The following is a 17,748-nucleotide window of genomic DNA, read 5'->3' on the forward strand; positions in this document are numbered from 1 at the left end:
TTCCAGCGTCAGGCGTCCTTGGCTTTGGCTTTCGCCATGATCTTTTCCAGGAAGCCCAAAAGTAGCGCCGAGATGACAAATGCCAGATGGATGATCGTGAACCACATCAGCTTGGCATTGTCGTATTGAGTGGCGTTCAGGAAAATCTGCAGCAGATGGATCGAAGAAATGGCGACGATCGAGGAGGCAACCTTGATCTTGAGGCTGCCTGAATCGAGCTTGCCAAGGAAGGAAACCTCGTCTTCGGCTTCGTCGAAACGGCTGACGAAGTTCTCGTAGCCGGAAATCATCACCATGACGATCAGGCTCGCCACCAGGGCGGCGTCGATAAGGCCGAGGATCGCCAGGATCATGTCGGCTTCGTCATAGGCCAGCACGTTGATCGCCACCTTGTAGAACTTATAGGCAAATGACACGGCGTAGACGGCGAGCGAGGCGGCAAGGCCGAGATAGAAGACCACGAGAAGCCAGCGACTGGAGAGAATGATGCGCTCGACCAGCAATTCCAGGGACTTCATATCTTTTCCTTCTTTCTCGATTCGCATTTGGAAGCCGAAAATAAGCACGTCCCTGTCGCGCGACAAGGCGGAGTGTTTCGCAGAAGACAGTCAGCAGTTGCTATTCACACTTGATACTTATTGGTTTATCCCGACAAGGAAATGACCGTGTGTTTGGGGCGAATCTAATGGCGGCGGTGGCATCGGATATCGAAATCGCTCGTGCGGCGAAGAAACTGCCGATTATCGAGATTGGCGCCAAGCTCGGCATTCCCGCGGAAGATCTCGCGCCCTACGGCTACGACAAGGCCAAAATCGGTGCCGGGTTCATCGCGGCGCAAGCCGACAAGAAGGATGGCAAGCTGATCCTTGTCACGGCGATCAATCCAACGCCCGCGGGCGAAGGAAAGACCACCACGACGGTCGGCCTTGGCGACGGCCTCAACCGTATCGGCAAGAGGGCTGTCGTCTGCGTGCGCGAGGCATCGCTCGGCCCCTGCTTCGGCGTGAAGGGCGGGGCGGCCGGCGGCGGTTACGCGCAGGTCATTCCGATGGAAGACATCAATCTCCACTTCACTGGCGATTTCCATGCGGTCACTTCGGCCCATAATCTGCTCGCGGCGCTGATCGACAACCACATCTATTGGGGCAACGAGCAGAATATCGATATTCGGCGCATCACCTGGCGGCGTGCGATGGATATGAACGACCGCGCATTGCGCGATATCGTCTCCTCGCTCGGTGGCGTCGCCAACGGCTTTCCGCGGGAAGGCGGCTTCGACATCACGGTTGCTTCGGAAGTCATGGCGATCCTCTGTCTTTCCTCGGATCTCAAGGATCTGGAAAAGCGGCTCGGCAACATCATCATCGGTTATCGCCGCGACCGGACCCCCGTCTATGCCCGCGATCTGAAGGCCGACGGCGCGATGGCCGTGCTTCTGAAGGATGCGATGCAGCCGAACCTCGTCCAGACGCTGGAGAATAATCCGGCGCTGGTTCATGGCGGCCCCTTTGCCAACATCGCCCATGGCTGCAATTCGGTGATCGCCACGCGCACGGCGTTGAAGCTTGCCGATTATGTGGTGACGGAAGCCGGCTTTGGCGCCGATCTCGGCGCTGAGAAATTCTTCGACATCAAATGCCGAAAGGCCGGCCTCTCGCCAGCCGCAGCCGTTATCGTCGCGACCGTGCGGGCGCTGAAGATGAATGGCGGCATCAAGAAGGACGATCTCGGCAAGGAGAATGTCGATGCCCTCGTCAAGGGCTGCGCCAATCTCGGCCGGCACGTCGCCAATGTCCGCAAATTCGGCGTGCCTGTCGTCGTGGCCATCAATCATTTCGTCTCCGATACCGACGCCGAAATCGAGGCACTGAAGGATTATGTGGCGCGGCTCGGCGCCGAGGCGATCCTCTGCCGGCACTGGGCCGAGGGGTCGGCGGGGATCGTCGATCTCGCACACAAGGTGGTGGAGCTCGCCGAATCCGGCCAGGCAAAATTCCAGCCGCTCTATCCCGATAATCTTTCCCTGCTGGAGAAGATCGAGATCGTTGCCTCGAAGATCTATCATGCCGGCGAAGTCACGGCCGACAAATCCGTGCGCGATCAACTGCGATCCTGGGAGGACCAGGGTTATGGACACCTGCCGGTCTGCATGGCGAAGACGCAATATTCCTTCACGACCGATCCGAACGTTCGCGGCGCGCCGGAGGGGCACATCGTGCCCGTTCGCGAAGTGCGGCTCTCAGCCGGTGCTGGCTTCGTCGTCGTCATCACCGGCGAGATCATGACCATGCCAGGCCTGCCGAAATCACCGTCGGCCGAAAGAATTTTCCTCAATGATCACGGCTACATCGAGGGACTGTTTTAAGTTCAGAATCCGCTTCAAGTGATGTCGTTTGAACTCAAGATCCCTGCCAGCCTGACATGATCTGCCGCGGATTCCCATGCCGTTCGAAGCAGAAAGGGCATCCATTCGCTTGACGCCACCGGCAACACGATCGACAACGGACATCGGCATCATCGGATACGAGAGCGGAGGCGGATCGTGACTGCAGATAGCCGTGCCAGCCTGGACGATATACGCGCTTTCCATGCGAGAATGATGGCAGCCGCCAGCCACTCGGCGGATGAAAGGCTGGAGCGCGCCTTTCGTCTGGTGCGACGCGAAGCCTTCATGGGGCCGGGACCCTGGGAGATCGTGGTCAACGGACGCTATATCGAAACGCCGAGCGACGACCCAACCTTTCTCTATCAGAATGTTTTGGTCTCCCTGGACAGATCGAAGGGCATCAACAACGGCGAGCCATTTCTCCATGCCGCCTTCTTGGGCGCCGTCGCACCCAAGCCCGGCGAAACCGTCGTTCAGATCGGGACGGGGACCGGGTACTACACCGCCATTCTCTCGACGCTGGTAACGCCGGGCGGTCATGTCCATGCCATCGAGATCGATGAAGCTTTAGCCGGCCGCACGCGCGACAATCTCGCCGCCTTTAAAGAGGTTTCCGTCGTCTGCGCCGACGCGACTTCGTTCGAGCTTCCTGATGCGGACCTGGTCTATGTGAGTGCCGGCGTGGTGGCGCCGCCGAAGTCATGGCTGCAGGCGTTGCGGCCCGGAGGCCGGCTCATCGTGCCCTGGCAGGCGAACGACAGGGTCGGGCTTGCCGTCCTGATCACGCGCGGAGATATCGGGTTCAGCGCTCACGTTTTGATGCCTGCTTATTTCATTCCATGCATCGGTGCATCGGATCCGGCGCAATCTATTAGAATCCCAAATCGAGGCCAGGCTCGATCCATCCAGTCCATCTGGCTGACCGAGGAGCATGCGCCCGATGAAACGGCCGTTGCGATCTACCGCGAGGTCTGGTTTTCGAATGCCGGCATTGGAGCATGATCGGCCCCGAATTTTAACGATGGTCGAACCATCGATTGATCGACGTGCTTTTAGAGCGTGATGCCGAAAAGTGTAGGCGGTTTTCGGACGACATCACGCTCCATTTCTTTGTTTCTAGAGCGGATTCAGATTTTAGGTCGAACAGACCTAAAATCATCCGGCTCTAGTGGCAGTAGCGAAAGCCGCCATTCCTTTCGATGACATCGAGATGGAAATGCGTTTCGTGCGCGGCGTCGCTCTCCGGGTCGAGGACAGTGGTGAAATAGAGGCAGGCGGAGGCACTGGCTGCGCGCTGGAACGCGCCCGTCAGCGTCGGATCTTCGCGCCGAGGCTCGATTGCGATGGTCTTGCCGTTTTCGAACGTGAAGCTTGCGACATCGATGGCATTGCCGCGGGCATGCTCCGAGATCTTGCCGGCGGAGGCATTGTTGCGCAGGCGACAGATATAGGTCGAAGCCTGATTGACGGTGACGATCTTGCCGTCGTCCAATGCGGCGGCTGATGGAATCACGCTCTCCTTCATCCATTGGGCCAGAGCCAGGGCCGCTTCGCAGCGCATCGTCCCTTGAGGCTTGAACTCGATCCCCGGCAACGGCGAAGCAAGCGAGATCGGCTTGTCGATGCCGCAGCCGTTGCCGTCGTCAATGCGGGGAATTTCCTTGAAGGCCGCTCCCATCGCGGTCAGTTCCTTCAGGCATGCCTGGTGTTCCTCGTCCGGTTCGGTGGCGACGGTCAGAGGTGGGCGAGGGGGACCTTGCATCTCGCCCGTCGTCTGCTCTTCTGGCTGGGTTACCGGTTTTTCCTCTGGTTCAACACTCGGCTTTTCCGCCGGAACGACGGGTTTGTCCGGAGATGTCACGGGCTTCTCTGCCGGGATTGGGGGCGCGCCGCTCGGCTCAGCCTGTTCCTGATCCGGTTTTTGTTCTGGTATCGGGCCGGTCTGGGGAAGAGAAGCGGCCATGAGCACGATGACGGCAGAGGTTAGTGAAATGGTTCTAAACAACATCAAGTAAATCAGCCAATTCTAATGATGGTGTCACTAGAACGCTTGAGGTCGCCATTTCGTTGCAATTCAGCAACGTTCGTCCTCTGTCTTTAAACATGATAATTTATTCATGATTCCGTGGATGGGATATATTGACAATAATACTCATGTTTTTTATGCGGCAGAAAGAAGGCGGGATATTTCCGTCTCATTAACAAAACTGACCTAGCCAGCCCCTTGCCTGCCTCGACGCAGCAACCAGCCAGCCCGGTGAAGCCTTCGAAAGGAATGGTTATGGTTGTCCGGCGCTCCCGTTCGGCTCTTTTGGCATGCACTGCGTTTCTGGCTCTCGGGCTGGCGACGACATCTCTTGCGCAAACAGCAACACAGAATGATGAGGCGACGGGCGAGGCCGCCAAGGGCGATCGCGTTACCAACCTGAAACCGATCGTTGTGAAGGGGAAGGGCACGGCGAACAAGGATGTGCTTGCCGACTCCCCGACCGCCAGCGAGACGACGGCCAAGGAGATCGATGACAACCAGATCACGCGCATCGAGGATCTCGGCCGCAGCACGGAAGTCGGCGTCGGTTTCAACCGCACTACCGGCGGCGTCAATATTCGTGGTCTCGGCGACGACCGGGTGCTGACGACGGTCGACGGCATCCAGATTCCTTTTCTTCTCGATGCGTCTCGCGACTCTGATGGTGGTATTAACAGCTTCGATTTCAACGCGCTTTCAAGCGTTGACGTTGTGCGCGGTGCAGATTCGAGCCGGGCCGGTTCGGGGGCTCTCGGCGGCGCCTTCGTGCTGCGTACGCTGGAACCGGAAGATCTGATCACGCCCGGCTCCACCTGGGGTGGCGTCTTCAAGTTCGGTTATAATGGTGACGATCGGAGCGTCGGCGGTGCGGCCGCCGTTGCCAAGCGCATCGACAATACGGCCGTTCTCTTTCAGGGCGGCTACACTCACGGTCACGAGCTTGAGAACAATGGCGATGTCGGCGGCTATTCGACCAAGCGTAGCGAGGCTAACCCGGCCGACTACAATCAGAGAAGCGGCCTGTTCAAGATCCGCCAATATACCGACATCGGCACTTTCGGCATCACGGCCGAGCACTACAACAAGGATAAAGACACAGACCTGATGACCCTGCAAAGCCCGACCGGAAACTTCCGGCCCGGCAACTACGATGGGACAGACAATATCGAGCGCAATCGCCTGTCGCTCGATTATAAATATGAAGCCGATAGCGCCGATTCGCTGCTCGATACCGCCAATGCCGTTTTCTACTGGCAGAATCTTGTGCGCGAAACCGGTACCGCAGGTTATCGGTATACGTCCGTTATCGGCGACTATTCACGCCTTAACGAAATGGAAGACCGCAGCATCGGCTTTAGCGGCGATGCGTCGAAGTCTTTCGACACCGGCAGCCTGCATCACCAGGTCACGTTCGGTCTCGATGTCGCCTTCGACAAGGTACATCAGTATTCGGCCGGTAAGGATAGCTGCAGCAACCCGCGCTGGCGCGCTACTTGCGCATTCCTGCACACCAATCAGTCCGACATGCCCGATGTCGACGGCAAGCGCGTCGGCGCCTTTATCGATGACAAGATCGAACTGGGCTCCAGCAATTTCTATCTGACGCCGGGCCTGCGCTTCGACTGGTATGACTATTCTCCGAAGAACACGGCCGCCTATCGCGATAGCGCCAACTACAATGGGCTGCCGTCAGGTCAGTCCGACAGCCGTATCTCGCCGAAGCTGCGTGCTTCCTATCAGCCGCAGGACAATGTCGAGATCTATGCCCAGTGGGCGATGGCCTTCCGTGCACCCAACGTTAGCGAGCTCTACGTGAACTACGGTGTCCCCGGTGGCTATGTCAGCTACGGCAATCCCAATCTGAAGCCGGAAACCAGCAACGGCATCGAAATCGGCACCAACCTCGGTGATGACGATTTCGGCGGCCATGTCGGCGCCTTCTACAACAAGTACAAGAACTTCATCGACACGCTGAACTATCGCGATCCCACAGGCACCTATCCGCTCGGGATCACCGAATACTTCAACCGCGCCAACGTCCGCATGTTCGGCGTCGAGGTCAACGCACACAAGAAGTTCGACAACGGCATCCATATCAAGGGCGCACTTGCCTATGTGAACGGCAAGGATTCCGATACGGACCAGTGGATCAACTCCGTTGCTCCGGCAAAGGCTGCCTTCACGGTAGGCTACGCGACCGAAGTCTGGGGAACGGACCTGACCTTCATCACCGCGGCTCGCGAGGCGAAGAAGACGGGCGATACGCTGCAGACCCCTGCCTATGGCATCTTCGATCTCACAGCCTGGTGGGAGCCGGAGCAGGTGAAGGGCCTCAGCATTCGCGGCGGCGTCTACAACATCTTCAACAAGACCTACTACGATGCGCTGAACTCGCCTTCTTACAGTGTTTCGCAGACACAGCCTGCATCCTACTATTCCGAGCCCGGCCGGACCTTCAAGCTGACGCTGACGCAACGCTTCTAAGCCGTCTCATCGATGCAGCAAACTTGGGCGATGCTTCGGTATCGCCTCTTTTTTGCACCTGGCGTAACATCGGGAAAATTGCGTAATTGTAAATCGCAACGTTCGGTGTTATTCGAGGCTCGCAGTCTTTCACCCGCCAAGAGAAAAGAGAGGAGGACCATATGACCAAGATAGTCTGGCATATTCGCCAGTTCGGTCCGACTCGTGCCCTGCAGATGCGTTTGCAGGGCTGATCAGAGGCTGTTACTCACTCATTCCTTCTGGTCTGCCCTTTGGGCGACGTGAGCCGCGCATTTGCGCGGCCGCGTCATGACATGTTTTCGAGCATTGGCCCGCTTGTGGCCATCGACATCGGCGTAGCGCGGCAAAAGGAGCCGTCGGCGATGTCACGGGATGCTCGATAGAGACCGGAAGAGACCATGACTCTGATCAATCTCCGCAATCTGGGCGTCACCATGAGTGCGCCGCTGTTTTCCAATCTCAACGTCACCGTCGATGCCGGTGACCGTGTCGGCATCGTCGCCGCGAACGGGCGCGGAAAGACCACGCTGCTCAACTGCATAGCGGGCAGGCAGGAGCCGACATCGGGGAATATCACCCGCGCTCGCGGCCTCCGCGTCGGCTATGTCGAGCAGAATGTGCCGGCGGAACTGCTGGACGTTTCCTTCTACGATGCCGTCCTGCGCGCCTTGCCCAAGGACCTGGTTGAGAGCGAAAGCTGGCGCGTGGATGTCACCCTCGATTCCCTCGACGTACCTGCGGCGATGCGGGAGAGGACGCTTACCCGGCTTAGCGGCGGCTGGCAGCGGCTTGCCATGCTTGCCCGCGTCTGGGTGACCGAGCCGGACGTGCTGCTGCTGGACGAACCCACCAACCATCTCGATCTTGCCAAGATCGCGCTGCTGGAAGATTGGCTGAATGCCTTGCCGCGTGACGTGCCCGTCATCATCGCCAGTCATGACCGCGCTTTCCTCGATGCTGTCTGCAGCCGGACCCTGTTCCTGCGTCAAGACCAGTCGCAGGCCTATGCACTGCCATATAGCCGCGCGCGGGCGGCGCTGGACGAGGTCGATGCCTCGGATGAGCGCCGTTATCAGAAGGAGATGAAGACGGCGCAGCAACTGCGCAAGCAGGCGGCCAAGCTTTACAATCTTGGCGTCAACTCGGGCAGCGATCTGCTGACAGTCAAGACGAAGCAGTTAAAGGCGCGTGCCGAGAAGCTGGAGGACGGTGCAAAGCCGGGCTATCGCGAACGCTCCTCCGGCTCGATCAAGCTCGCCAATCGTGGCATCCAGGCCAAGGTACTTCTGACGCTGGAGGATGCCTCGGTGACGACGCCGGACGGCACGCTGCTGTTCAAAACCGGCCAGCAATGGATTTGCCAGGGCGACCGCATCGTGCTGCTCGGGCAGAACGGAGCCGGCAAGACGCGGTTCGTCGAGATGATCCTCAGGGCGATTGCCGATCCGTCCGCCGGCGGCGCGATCAAGCCGACGCCGTCCCTCGTGCTCGGTTACAGCGATCAGGCGCTCTCCAATCTCGGTCAGAAAGACACGCCGCTCGGGATGATCACGCGCCTGTTCGAGCTCGGCGAACAGCGCGCCCGCACCCTGCTGGCCGGTGTCGGTATCGGCATCGATATGCAGGGTCGGGAGATCGGCCGTCTGTCCGGCGGGCAGAAGGCGCGGCTTGCGATGCTGTTGCTGCGGCTGACCAATCCGAACTTCTACCTCCTGGACGAGCCGACAAACCATCTGGATATCGACGGCCAGGAAGCATTGGAGGGCGAGCTGACGGCGAACGAGGCAAGCTGCCTTCTCGTTTCGCACGATCGCAGTTTCGTGCGATCGGTCGGCAATCGCTTCTGGCTGATCGACCGGAAGCGGCTGGTCGAGGTGGACGGCCCCGAGGAGTTCTTCGAAGCCGCCAGAGCGCAAGAGTAGACGAGCACGGAATGCTCAGGCGGCCAACTGACCCGAAAACAGATTGGCCGCCATGAAATCCACGAAGACCCGTATTTTCGGAGAGAGATAGCGGCTTGTGGGCCACAATACGCGGAAGATGCCTGTCTTCGCGATGTGGTCTTCGAGCAATGGCAGAAGCCGGCCGTCGGCGATTTGCGTCCTGACGGCAAAGGGCGGCAGACATGTTATGCCGAAGCCGTTCTCGGCAAGGTGGATGAGCGGCTCAATGGTGCTGGCGATCGTCGTCGTTGGCAAGGCGAGCCGCAACTCCTCCCCATTGCGCACCAGAGGCCACGGCTCCAGCCTGCCCGTGCTTGGGTAGCGGTGATGCAGGCATTTGTGCTGAAGCAGGTCTTCAGGTGCAAGCGGCATGCCTTCCGTCTCCAGATAGTCCGGTGAGGCGACGATCTGGAAGCGGAACGTGCCGAGCTTGCGGCTCATCAGCCTCGTATCCTTGACGTCGCCGGTCCGGATGACCGCATCGAAACCTTCCTCGATCACATCGACCAGCCGATCGGTAAAATCCAGATCCAGCGTGATATCGGGATAGGCGCGCATGAAAGCCGATATGGCCGGCATCAACAGCATCCCCGCCAAGGGAAGGCTGACGCGAAGATGGCCGCGAGGAGCCGTACGCGATTTCGAAAGCTCCGCCTGAGCGGTATCGAGCTCGGATATGATCCTCCGGCAGGTGTCGAGAAAGAAGCTGCCTTCTTCGGTCAATGTCATGCTGCGGGTCGAGCGGTAAAAGAGGCGAACCCCCATCTCCTGTTCGAGGCGGGCGATCGCCTTGCCGACGGCGGAGCTGGAGAGGCCAAGCCGTCGCGCGCCTGCGACGAAGCTGCCGCCCTCTGCCGTCTGCACAAAGATGCCGAGCGTTCCAAGCCTATCCATCGTCGCTCCAATTGCGGAATATAATTCCGATCTCATGAGAATACCGGATCATTTATCCGCTATCTCAACCCCGATATCCAGTGTCGGCGCGGCACATGACGCCGCTTTTTCAAAAGGAACCGCAATGAATACGAACTCCGCACATTTCATCACCCAACCGCAGCCGACCACCTTCATCGTCAATGTCATCCACGTTCATCCCGGCAAGCAGGAGGAGGCTTTCCGAGTGATCCAGGATGTCGTTCACTATGTCGCCGAACGGAAAGAAGGGTTCCTCTGGAGCAATCTCGCCAAAAGCACGGACGGTCTGACGGTTGTGAATATCGAAGCCATCAAAGGCGCTGGCAATGTCGACGAATTCTTCTCCGATCCGGTCTTTGTCGAGAAATTCCGCAGGCTCGACCAGGTTTCGAAGAGCGAATTCCACACCTACACCGTTGGTGATCTGGTTTTGCCGAAGCTCGGCCATTCTGAAAGTGGTCGCGTCTGACGAACCTTGATCGATCGCGAGCGGACGGTGCTTTCTCATGCCGGAAACTTTCCTTCCATCTTCCGCTTGCGCATCGTGGCATCTCACGCTAACAATTCCCGCCATGAACATGTCCTTGAACAACATTGCGGTTTGGTGGTGGGCGCGCTGAGGCGGCCTCGACCAATCGTGTTCAAAGACGACGAGTGAGCCGCCCGAGATTTCGAGGCGGCTTTTTTGTTATATTGGCCGCCTGTCGTCCGGGCCCGATAACGGAGTGAGGAACAATGGTAACGATCCTTCGGGATGATGGTGCGGAAATCTACGAGACGAAGGGCGGCATCACCGTCACCCGGCAGCGTCGGCCGACGCCCTATGCGGATGCGGTTTTGTCCTATATCGACAAGCTCGACGAGCGCCGTGGCGCTGTCTTCTCCTCCAATTACGAATATCCTGGCCGCTACACGCGTTGGGATACCGCCATCGTCGATCCGCCGCTCGGCCTGTCCTGCAATGGGCGCGATGTCTGGATCGAAGCCTATAACGAGCGCGGCGAAGTCATTCTCGGCTTCATCGCGGAAAAGCTGAAGACGGTTTCAGAGGTCGTTCTTGGCGCTTCGACGCCGCGCCGGCTCGATCTGGCCGTAAAGACGCCGGATCGCGTCTTTACCGAGGAAGAGCGCTCGAAAATGCCGACGGTCTTCACCGTGCTGCGCGCCGTGACCGATCTCTTCTATTCGCAGGCGGATGCCAGCATCGGCTTCTACGGTGCCTTCGGCTATGATCTCGCCTTCCAGTTCGACGCGATCAACCTGAAGCTCAAGCGCCCGGACGACCAGCGCGACATGGTGCTTTACCTGCCGGACGAAATCCTGGTGGTCGATAATTATTCCGCCAAGGCCTGGATCGACCGGTACGATTTCGCCAAGGGCGACGTATCGACGGAAGGCAAGTCGGGCGAGATCGCGCCCGAGCCGTTCCGGCACACCGATGCCATTCCGCCGAAGAGCGATCACCGCCCCGGCGAATATGCCGAACTGGTGGTCAAGGCGAAGGAGAGCTTCCGCAAGGGCGATCTCTTCGAAGTCGTGCCCGGCCAGAAGTTCATGGAGCGCTGCGAGAGCAAGCCGTCCGATATCTCCAAGCGGCTGAAGGCGATCAATCCTTCGCCCTATTCCTTCTTCATCAATCTCGGCAATCAGGAGTATCTCGTCGGCGCATCGCCCGAAATGTTCGTGCGGGTGTCGGGCCGCCGCATCGAGACTTGCCCAATCTCGGGCACGATCAAGCGCGGCGATGACCCGATCGCCGACAGCGAACAGATCCTGAAGCTGCTGAATTCCAAGAAGGACGAATCCGAGCTGACCATGTGCTCCGACGTCGACCGCAACGACAAGAGCCGCGTCTGCGAGCCGGGCTCGGTCAAAGTCATCGGCCGCCGCCAGATCGAGATGTATTCGCGCCTCATCCACACGGTCGACCACATCGAAGGCCGCCTGCGCGATGACATGGATGCTTTCGACGGCTTCCTCAGCCACGCCTGGGCCGTCACCGTCACCGGCGCGCCGAAGCTTTGGGCGATGCGCTTCATCGAGAGCCATGAGAAGAGCCCGCGCGCATGGTATGGCGGGGCGATCGGCATGGTCAGCTTCAATGGCGACATGAACACCGGCCTGACGCTGCGCACCGTCCGCATCAAGGACGGCATTGCCGAAGTGCGCGCCGGCGCGACGCTGCTCAACGACTCGATCCCCGAGGAAGAAGAAGCCGAAACCGAACTGAAGGCCTCCGCCATGCTTTCCGCCATCCGTGACGCCAAGACCGGCAATTCCGGCAAACAACAACGTGACGTCGCTTCCGTCGGCAAGGGCGTGAAGATCCTGCTCGTCGACCACGAGGACAGCTTCGTCCATACGCTTGCCAACTACTTCCGCCAGACGGGCGCGACGGTTTCGACCGTGCGTACGCCGGTGCCGGAAGAGGTCTTCGACCGGCTCGATCCGGATCTCGTCGTGCTGTCGCCAGGTCCCGGCAATCCGAAGGATTTCGATTGCAAGGCGACCATCAAGAAGGCGAGGGCGCGCAACCTGCCGATCTTCGGCGTCTGCCTGGGCTTGCAGGCGCTGGCAGAGGCCTATGGCGGCGAGTTGCGCCATCTGGCGATCCCGATGCACGGCAAGCCCTCCCGCATCCGCGTGCTGGAGCCGGGTCTGGTCTTCTCGGGCCTCGGCCGCGAAGTGACGGTCGGCCGCTATCATTCGATCTTTGCTGATCCGTCGAGCCTGCCGCGCGACTTCATGATCACGGCCGAAAGTGAAGACGGCACGATCATGGGCATCGAGCATGTGAAGGAGCCGATCGCGGCCGTGCAGTTCCACCCGGAATCGATCATGACGCTCGGCGGCGATGCCGGCATGCGGATGATCGAGAACGTCGTGGCGCATCTGGCGCGGCGGGTGAAGACGAAGGCCGCCTGAGGCGAGCGTTTAGAGCTCGGAAGTTTGATAGCCCTATGTACTCGGAAAAAGTGCATGGGGCTATTTTTCTGCCTTGAAAGAGCCAACAAACCACTCAAGAGATTGATCGATGGCGGGGGCTTTCAGTCGGTGATCTCAGGGATATTCAAAGGCATCTTCTTCGCCCTTCTTGCTGTCGTGCTCCTCGTCGGCCTTGGCATCGTTGTGCCGCGACCGCTCTGGCTTGATGATCCCGCGCGTACCGGGCGCTCCCGGCAGATCCTCATGCTCAGCAACCCTATCCATACGGACATTGCCATTCCCGTTGATAGTGATCTCATCACTCGTTTCGCATTCCTGCGGTCGGCTGGGCTGAATCTCGACAATCCGAACTTGCGCTATCTCGTCTTCGGCTGGGGCGGCCGGAGCTTTTATACGGAGACGCGGACTTGGGCCGATTTGAAGGCAGGTCCTGTGTTGAAAAGCTTTGCTCTCGACCGCTCCGTCATTCATGCGGAACTGGCGGGCGATATTCCGCTTGATGCGCCGGCTGTCACGGTCATCAACATCGATGCTGCGGGTCTTGAGGGGCTCAAGCAATTCATTCTCGGTAGCTTCGAGCAGGCCGACAATGGGCCGATGCCCCTGCCTGGCAGCAATTACGGACCGAACGATACGTTCTTCGAAGCGCGGGGTTATTTCAACGCATTGGTGGGCTGCAATACCTGGACGGCGGCGGCATTGAGACAGGCGGGTTTGACCTCGGGCTTTTGGACGGCGTTGCCCATAATGCTGCGCTTGTCTCTAAACCTGCACAACGAGGACGAGCGTTTCGTTGCAAGCCAGGCTCTGCCGTGAGGTGGTTTGACTTGCCGTGGGTTGTAAATTAATCTTCTCGCGTTCCTGTGGGGCACATCGGCATGGAGGCCGAAAGGGCTAGGCCCGCCCGCTGATTATCCTCAGCAGGAGTCTGCCCATGCCCACCCTCGATACCTATCGCAAACAAGCCAAGCTCTTGATGCGCTGGCACCGCGAGCGCGACTATTCCATCGGCGGGAGAGTTCGAACGCTCGATCGTCTCAAGGCTTTGACGGATCGTGAGATCCTAGCGATGAAGTTCCCTTTGACGCTGGCGCAGGAGATCGTCGCGGTCGAAGCAGGCCACAAGAATTGGGCCGAATTGAAGGCCATGGCGGCGGATGCGCCGAAGATGCCGGCGGCATCTGCGGAACCGCCGGTTTTCAAGAGTGTCGTTCCGATTCTTTTCGTGCGGGATGTGACGGCCAGCGCGGCCTTCTTCCGGGAGAAGCTTGGCTTCGCGCCGGAGTTCCTGCATGGGTTGCCGCCATTCTATGGTGCGGTGTCGCGTGATGGCATCTGGATCCACTTGCGGCTCGTCTATGAACCCTATTTTGCAGCTGCTGCGGCGAAAGAGGGGTCGCTGATCCTGGCGTCGATCGAGGTTTCGAACGTCCAGGGATTGTTCGAGGAGTTCAAGGCGAAAGGCGTGGAGTTCGCCCAGCCGCTCACCAAGCAGGCATGGGGCGGTACGGATTTCCATGTGCGCGACCCGGATGGTAATGTGATCTCGTTCGTCGCGTTCAGATCGTGATGTTTGCATCCGTCGTGGGCCGCTGAAGAACGGCGGCCTTTACATGTCGTCGCAGACCTGCCAGCCTTCCTCGAAGACGAGCTTGTCGAGCGGGAGCCGGTCGCGCCATCCTTTCACGGCGAGTTCCGGCATGTCGTAGAGCTCGTCGACATAGCCGACGCAGAGCCAGGCGACGATCTTCACATGCTCGGGTATGCCGAGGATCGCCTTGATGGCCTCCTCGTGGAAGATGCTGACCCAGCCGATGCCGACGCCCTCGGCTCGTGCGGCAAGCCAGAGATTCTGGACGGCGCAGACGGTCGAATAGACATCGGTGTCCGGATTATGCGTGCGGCCGAGCACGACCGGGCCGCCGCGCTTGGTGTCGCAGGTTATGCAGATGCTGAGCGGCGCCTTGCGGATGCCCTCGAGCTTCAGCCGCTGATATTGCGCGCGACGATCGCCCTCGAACATCGCGCAGGCTTCTTCGTTTGCCTGGTGAAACGCCTGCCATACGCGCTCGCGCGTCTCGGGCTGACGGATCAGGATGAAATTCCATGGCTGCATGAATCCAACCGACGGAGCCGAATGGGCCGCCTCGAGCAAGCGCCTGACGAGATCGTCGGGCAGGGGATCGGAGCGGAACTGGTCGCGCACGTCGCGACGGGTCTCGATGGCACGATAAACGGCGTTGCGCTCTTCTTCGGAGAATGCGCCGGCGGCAACCAGATGCTCCGAAGCGCCGGCAGGGGTGTCAGCAGTGACGGGCGCCGCATCGGCATCGTTTTTAAAAGAGGGCATGTTCAACCATGGTTTCATAAAGAGCGGCGGTTCATCGGCCGATATCGGAGTCTTGCACATCAGGCTGAGGCCCAGCTTAGTGCGCAATCACGGACGAAATTACCAGCAGGATTTTCCACAGGCGAGCGGGTAATCGGCTTCCTGTTGTCGCGGAACGTCGGTTTGCGGCAAATCTTGCTCGCGCTCCGGCTTGCATTCCAAGACCGCGCTTCGTTCAAGCCGTATATTGAGGACGAATTGTCGCGCGGAAAATGGCCGCCTCCTTTGACAAACTCGGCATTCTGTCCCATATGGACCGCCAATGAGCCGCCTGCGCGAAATTCGCGTGGGCGGTTTTGCATTTCAACGGCGCCTTTCTTGCAATTCATTCGCATGAGCAGGCGCGGAAGACATTGGGGAAGGGCATGAACAGTCAGGGAAACGATACGATCAGGCGGCTCGCCCTCTGGGGTATTCCGCTGTCGCTCGGCGTGATGGGGCTGAAGATGCTGGCCTGGTGGCTGACGGGCTCGGTGGCACTCCTGTCCGACGGGCTTGAATCGCTCGTCAATGTCGTGGCAGCCTTCATCGCCTTCTTCGTCATCCGCTACGCGCAGAAGCCGGCAGACCACGATCATCCGTTCGGCCACCACAAGGCGGAATATCTCTCCGCCGTCACCGAAGGCGTGATGATCGTCGTTGCGGCGGTGATGATCGTGCAGGAGGCGGTCGGGCATCTCGGCAATCCGCAGCCGATGCAGGCGCCGGTGCTCGGCCTGGCAATCAACTTCGTCGCAGGCGTCATCAACGGCGCCTGGGCACTGACCTTGATCCGGGCCGGACGGACGCACCGCTCGCCGGCACTGACGGCGGACGGTCAGCACATCATGTCCGACGTCTATACCTCGATCGGCGTGCTTATTGGCCTGCTGCTGGCACTTGGTACCGGACAGCCGATCTTCGACCCCGTGCTTGCCATTCTCGTCGCCATCAACATTCTCTATCAGGGCTGGAAGGTCATCTCCAGTTCCATCGACGGGTTGATGGACAAGGCCGTGTTGCCGGAGGAGGAGGAGATCATCAAGGATGCGATCGCCAAGAATGCCGACGGGTCGCTTGGCGTTCACGATCTGAAGACGCGCAGGGCAGGGGCTGTGACATTCGTCGATTTTCACATGGTCGTGCCCGCCGCCATGCCGGTGCGCGATGCGCATCGCATCTGCGACCGCCTTGAAGATGCCATACGGGCGATCCATGCGGGCGCCGAAATAACCATTCACGTGGAGCCGGAGGGCGAAAAGGCCCATGGCATCCGCGTCAAAGTGATCAAGGAGACCTGAGATGCCCCAAACCGATGTTTCCGGCCTGTCGATGCTCGGCAGCCAGACAGAGACCGCTGCAAACCCCGAAGCGGCCGTTCTCGAAAAAGTGCCGTCCGGCCATGCCGGCACGGATTATGTCGTGCGCTTCACCGCGCCCGAATTCACATCGCTTTGCCCGATGACGGGCCAGCCGGATTTCGCCCATATCGTCATCGACTACATCCCGAACGAGTGGCTGGTGGAATCGAAGTCGCTCAAGCTTTTCCTGCATTCCTTCCGCAATCACGGCGCGTTCCATGAGGATTGCTCGATCTATATCGCCAAGCGTCTGGTGGATCTGCTGCAGCCGAAGTGGCTGCGCATCGGCGCCTACTGGTATCCGCGCGGTGGCATTCCGATCGACGTCTTCTGGCAGACCGGCAAGCCGCCGGAGGGTGTCTGGCTGCCCGACCAGGGCGTTCAGCCCTATCGCGGCCGCGGCTGAATGAAAAAAGCCGCCATCCGGGGGTGGCGGCTTTCTGATAGATTCGATGAGACTGCGACTCAGGCGAACGAGTTGTCGTCGCCATTGTCATAGGACGAGTCGTCATAATCATCGTCCTGAGCGTCTTGGGCAGCGTCCTGGGCGTAATCGGCCGCGCTCTGATCATTCTGGCCGCTATTGTCGTCGTTGCCGAAATAATTGTTGTTGATGATCGTTTCCTGAACAGGCTGTTCGGCTGCATTGGCCGCGGTCCCGCCGAAGAGGCCGCCGAGACCCGCGCCTGCCGCCGTGCCGCCCAGATGCGGGCTGAACAGGCTGGAGAGAGATTCCGCCAGCATCACGCCGCCGGCGACACCGGCTGCCGTGCCGAGCGCGCCGCGCAGAAAACTGCCGCCAGCCGAAGGCGCTGCGGCCTGCTGGCTCCAAGGGCCTGAGGGCTGCGGTTGCGGCTGGCCAGCCCAGGGGCCGGGCTGAGGCGCATTCCGGGCATAATCGTCGTAAAGGCGGCCCTGCTGCTGCGGATTGCCGCCCTGCGGTGCGGCGGCGCGCTGCTGTTGCTGGCCGCCGCCGAAGAGGGAGCCGATCCCGCCGAGGAAACCGCCACTCTGGCCTTGCTGGTGATTGTCGGCACCCTGCTGCTCGAGCTCGTGCACGCGGGCTTCGAGCTGCTGGATGCGATCGGCCGCCGCCTTCATGCCTTGTTCCTGCATGATGACGGCCTGCGCCAGAAAATAGGGCGCATAGGGCTGGTCGCGGACCGACTGGTTGATGAAGGTCTCAGCATCGGCGTCGCGCTGGGTACTGGATGCCGTGCGCACGCGATCGAAGAGAGAAGTAAGCAATTGACGTTCTTCAGGCGACATGATGGCCTCCTTGGCTATCTGTTGCT

At 59.7% G+C, this 17,748-nt stretch carries 15 protein-coding genes; 10 read left to right on the forward strand and 5 right to left on the reverse strand.

From position 1 onward, the window contains the following. Positions 1-8 precede the first annotated feature (8 nt). Complete coding sequence (locus HGP16_RS03140) at positions 9-518, reverse strand: TIGR00645 family protein (RefSeq protein WP_168838548.1); 510 nt, start codon at positions 516-518, stop codon at positions 9-11. A 167-nt stretch (positions 519-685) separates the two neighbouring features. Between HGP16_RS03140 and HGP16_RS03145 the strand changes: the two genes are divergently transcribed. Beyond that, positions 686-2,365 (forward strand): formate--tetrahydrofolate ligase, encoded by a 1,680-nt coding sequence (locus HGP16_RS03145; RefSeq protein ID WP_168838549.1) that lies wholly within the window; start codon positions 686-688, stop codon positions 2,363-2,365. Positions 2,366-2,542: 177 nt separating this feature from the next. Continuing rightward, a complete protein-coding gene (locus tag HGP16_RS03150; protein WP_312862852.1) occupies positions 2,543-3,388 on the forward strand; it encodes a methyltransferase domain-containing protein in 846 nt (281 codons plus the stop codon). Positions 3,389-3,551: 163 nt separating this feature from the next. Here the strand turns inward: HGP16_RS03150 and HGP16_RS03155 are convergent, their stop codons facing one another. Beyond that, the gene (locus HGP16_RS03155) at positions 3,552-4,394 is read right to left on the reverse strand and encodes an extensin family protein (protein WP_168838550.1); all 843 of its coding nucleotides are present in this window, start codon (positions 4,392-4,394) and stop codon (positions 3,552-3,554) included. 273 nt (positions 4,395-4,667) lie between these two features. Between HGP16_RS03155 and HGP16_RS03160 the strand changes: the two genes are divergently transcribed. Together HGP16_RS03160 and HGP16_RS03165 are read left to right on the forward strand one after the other, a co-directional pair. Then, positions 4,668-6,899, forward strand: coding sequence for a TonB-dependent hemoglobin/transferrin/lactoferrin family receptor (locus tag HGP16_RS03160; RefSeq protein ID WP_168838551.1), 2,232 nt, complete (start codon positions 4,668-4,670; stop codon positions 6,897-6,899). A gap of 419 nt (positions 6,900-7,318) precedes the next feature. Continuing rightward, positions 7,319-8,842: an ABC-F family ATP-binding cassette domain-containing protein gene (locus HGP16_RS03165; protein ID WP_168838552.1), complete on the forward strand. Its 1,524-nt coding sequence runs from the start codon at positions 7,319-7,321 to the stop codon at positions 8,840-8,842. Positions 8,843-8,857: 15 nt separating this feature from the next. On the opposite strand, the gene HGP16_RS03170 is transcribed toward HGP16_RS03165, so the two are convergent. Further along, complete coding sequence (locus tag HGP16_RS03170) at positions 8,858-9,757, reverse strand: LysR family transcriptional regulator (RefSeq protein WP_168838553.1); 900 nt, start codon at positions 9,755-9,757, stop codon at positions 8,858-8,860. 124 nt (positions 9,758-9,881) lie between these two features. On the opposite strand from HGP16_RS03170, the gene HGP16_RS03175 reads away from it, so the two are divergent. From HGP16_RS03175 to HGP16_RS03190, 4 genes are all read left to right on the forward strand, one after another. Next, positions 9,882-10,247 carry an antibiotic biosynthesis monooxygenase gene (locus HGP16_RS03175; RefSeq protein ID WP_168838554.1) on the forward strand — a complete coding sequence of 122 codons (366 nt, stop codon included), beginning with the start codon at positions 9,882-9,884 and terminating at the stop codon, positions 10,245-10,247. 266 nt (positions 10,248-10,513) lie between these two features. After that, the gene (locus HGP16_RS03180; protein ID WP_168838555.1) at positions 10,514-12,703 is read left to right on the forward strand and encodes an anthranilate synthase; all 2,190 of its coding nucleotides are present in this window, start codon (positions 10,514-10,516) and stop codon (positions 12,701-12,703) included. Positions 12,704-12,757: 54 nt separating this feature from the next. Continuing rightward, a complete protein-coding gene (locus HGP16_RS03185) occupies positions 12,758-13,540 on the forward strand; it encodes a TIGR02117 family protein (protein WP_168838556.1) in 783 nt (260 codons plus the stop codon). A 118-nt stretch (positions 13,541-13,658) separates the two neighbouring features. Beyond that, the gene (locus HGP16_RS03190; protein ID WP_168838557.1) at positions 13,659-14,294 is read left to right on the forward strand and encodes a glyoxalase superfamily protein; all 636 of its coding nucleotides are present in this window, start codon (positions 13,659-13,661) and stop codon (positions 14,292-14,294) included. Between the two features lie 39 nt (positions 14,295-14,333). Here the strand turns inward: HGP16_RS03190 and bluB are convergent, their stop codons facing one another. Next, positions 14,334-15,074 (reverse strand): 5,6-dimethylbenzimidazole synthase, encoded by a 741-nt coding sequence (gene bluB / locus HGP16_RS03195; protein ID WP_246703246.1) that lies wholly within the window; start codon positions 15,072-15,074, stop codon positions 14,334-14,336. Positions 15,075-15,478: 404 nt separating this feature from the next. Here bluB and HGP16_RS03200 point away from each other — a divergent pair, with 404 nt between their 5' ends. Both HGP16_RS03200 and queF read left to right on the forward strand, forming a co-directional pair. Next, entirely contained in the window at positions 15,479-16,393 is a 915-nt protein-coding gene (locus tag HGP16_RS03200) for a cation diffusion facilitator family transporter (protein ID WP_168838558.1), read from the forward strand. 1 nt (position 16,394) lies between these two features. Beyond that, positions 16,395-16,859 carry a preQ(1) synthase gene (gene queF / locus HGP16_RS03205; RefSeq protein WP_168838559.1) on the forward strand — a complete coding sequence of 155 codons (465 nt, stop codon included), beginning with the start codon at positions 16,395-16,397 and terminating at the stop codon, positions 16,857-16,859. A 59-nt stretch (positions 16,860-16,918) separates the two neighbouring features. Here queF and HGP16_RS03210 read toward each other — a convergent pair whose 3' ends face one another. Further along, positions 16,919-17,722 (reverse strand): DUF2076 domain-containing protein, encoded by an 804-nt coding sequence (locus HGP16_RS03210; protein ID WP_168838560.1) that lies wholly within the window; start codon positions 17,720-17,722, stop codon positions 16,919-16,921. Positions 17,723-17,748: the final 26 nt, after the last annotated feature.

It is taken from the genome of Rhizobium sp. P40RR-XXII (genome assembly GCF_012641405.1).
In the GTDB taxonomy this organism is placed as follows: domain Bacteria; phylum Pseudomonadota; class Alphaproteobacteria; order Rhizobiales; family Rhizobiaceae; genus Rhizobium.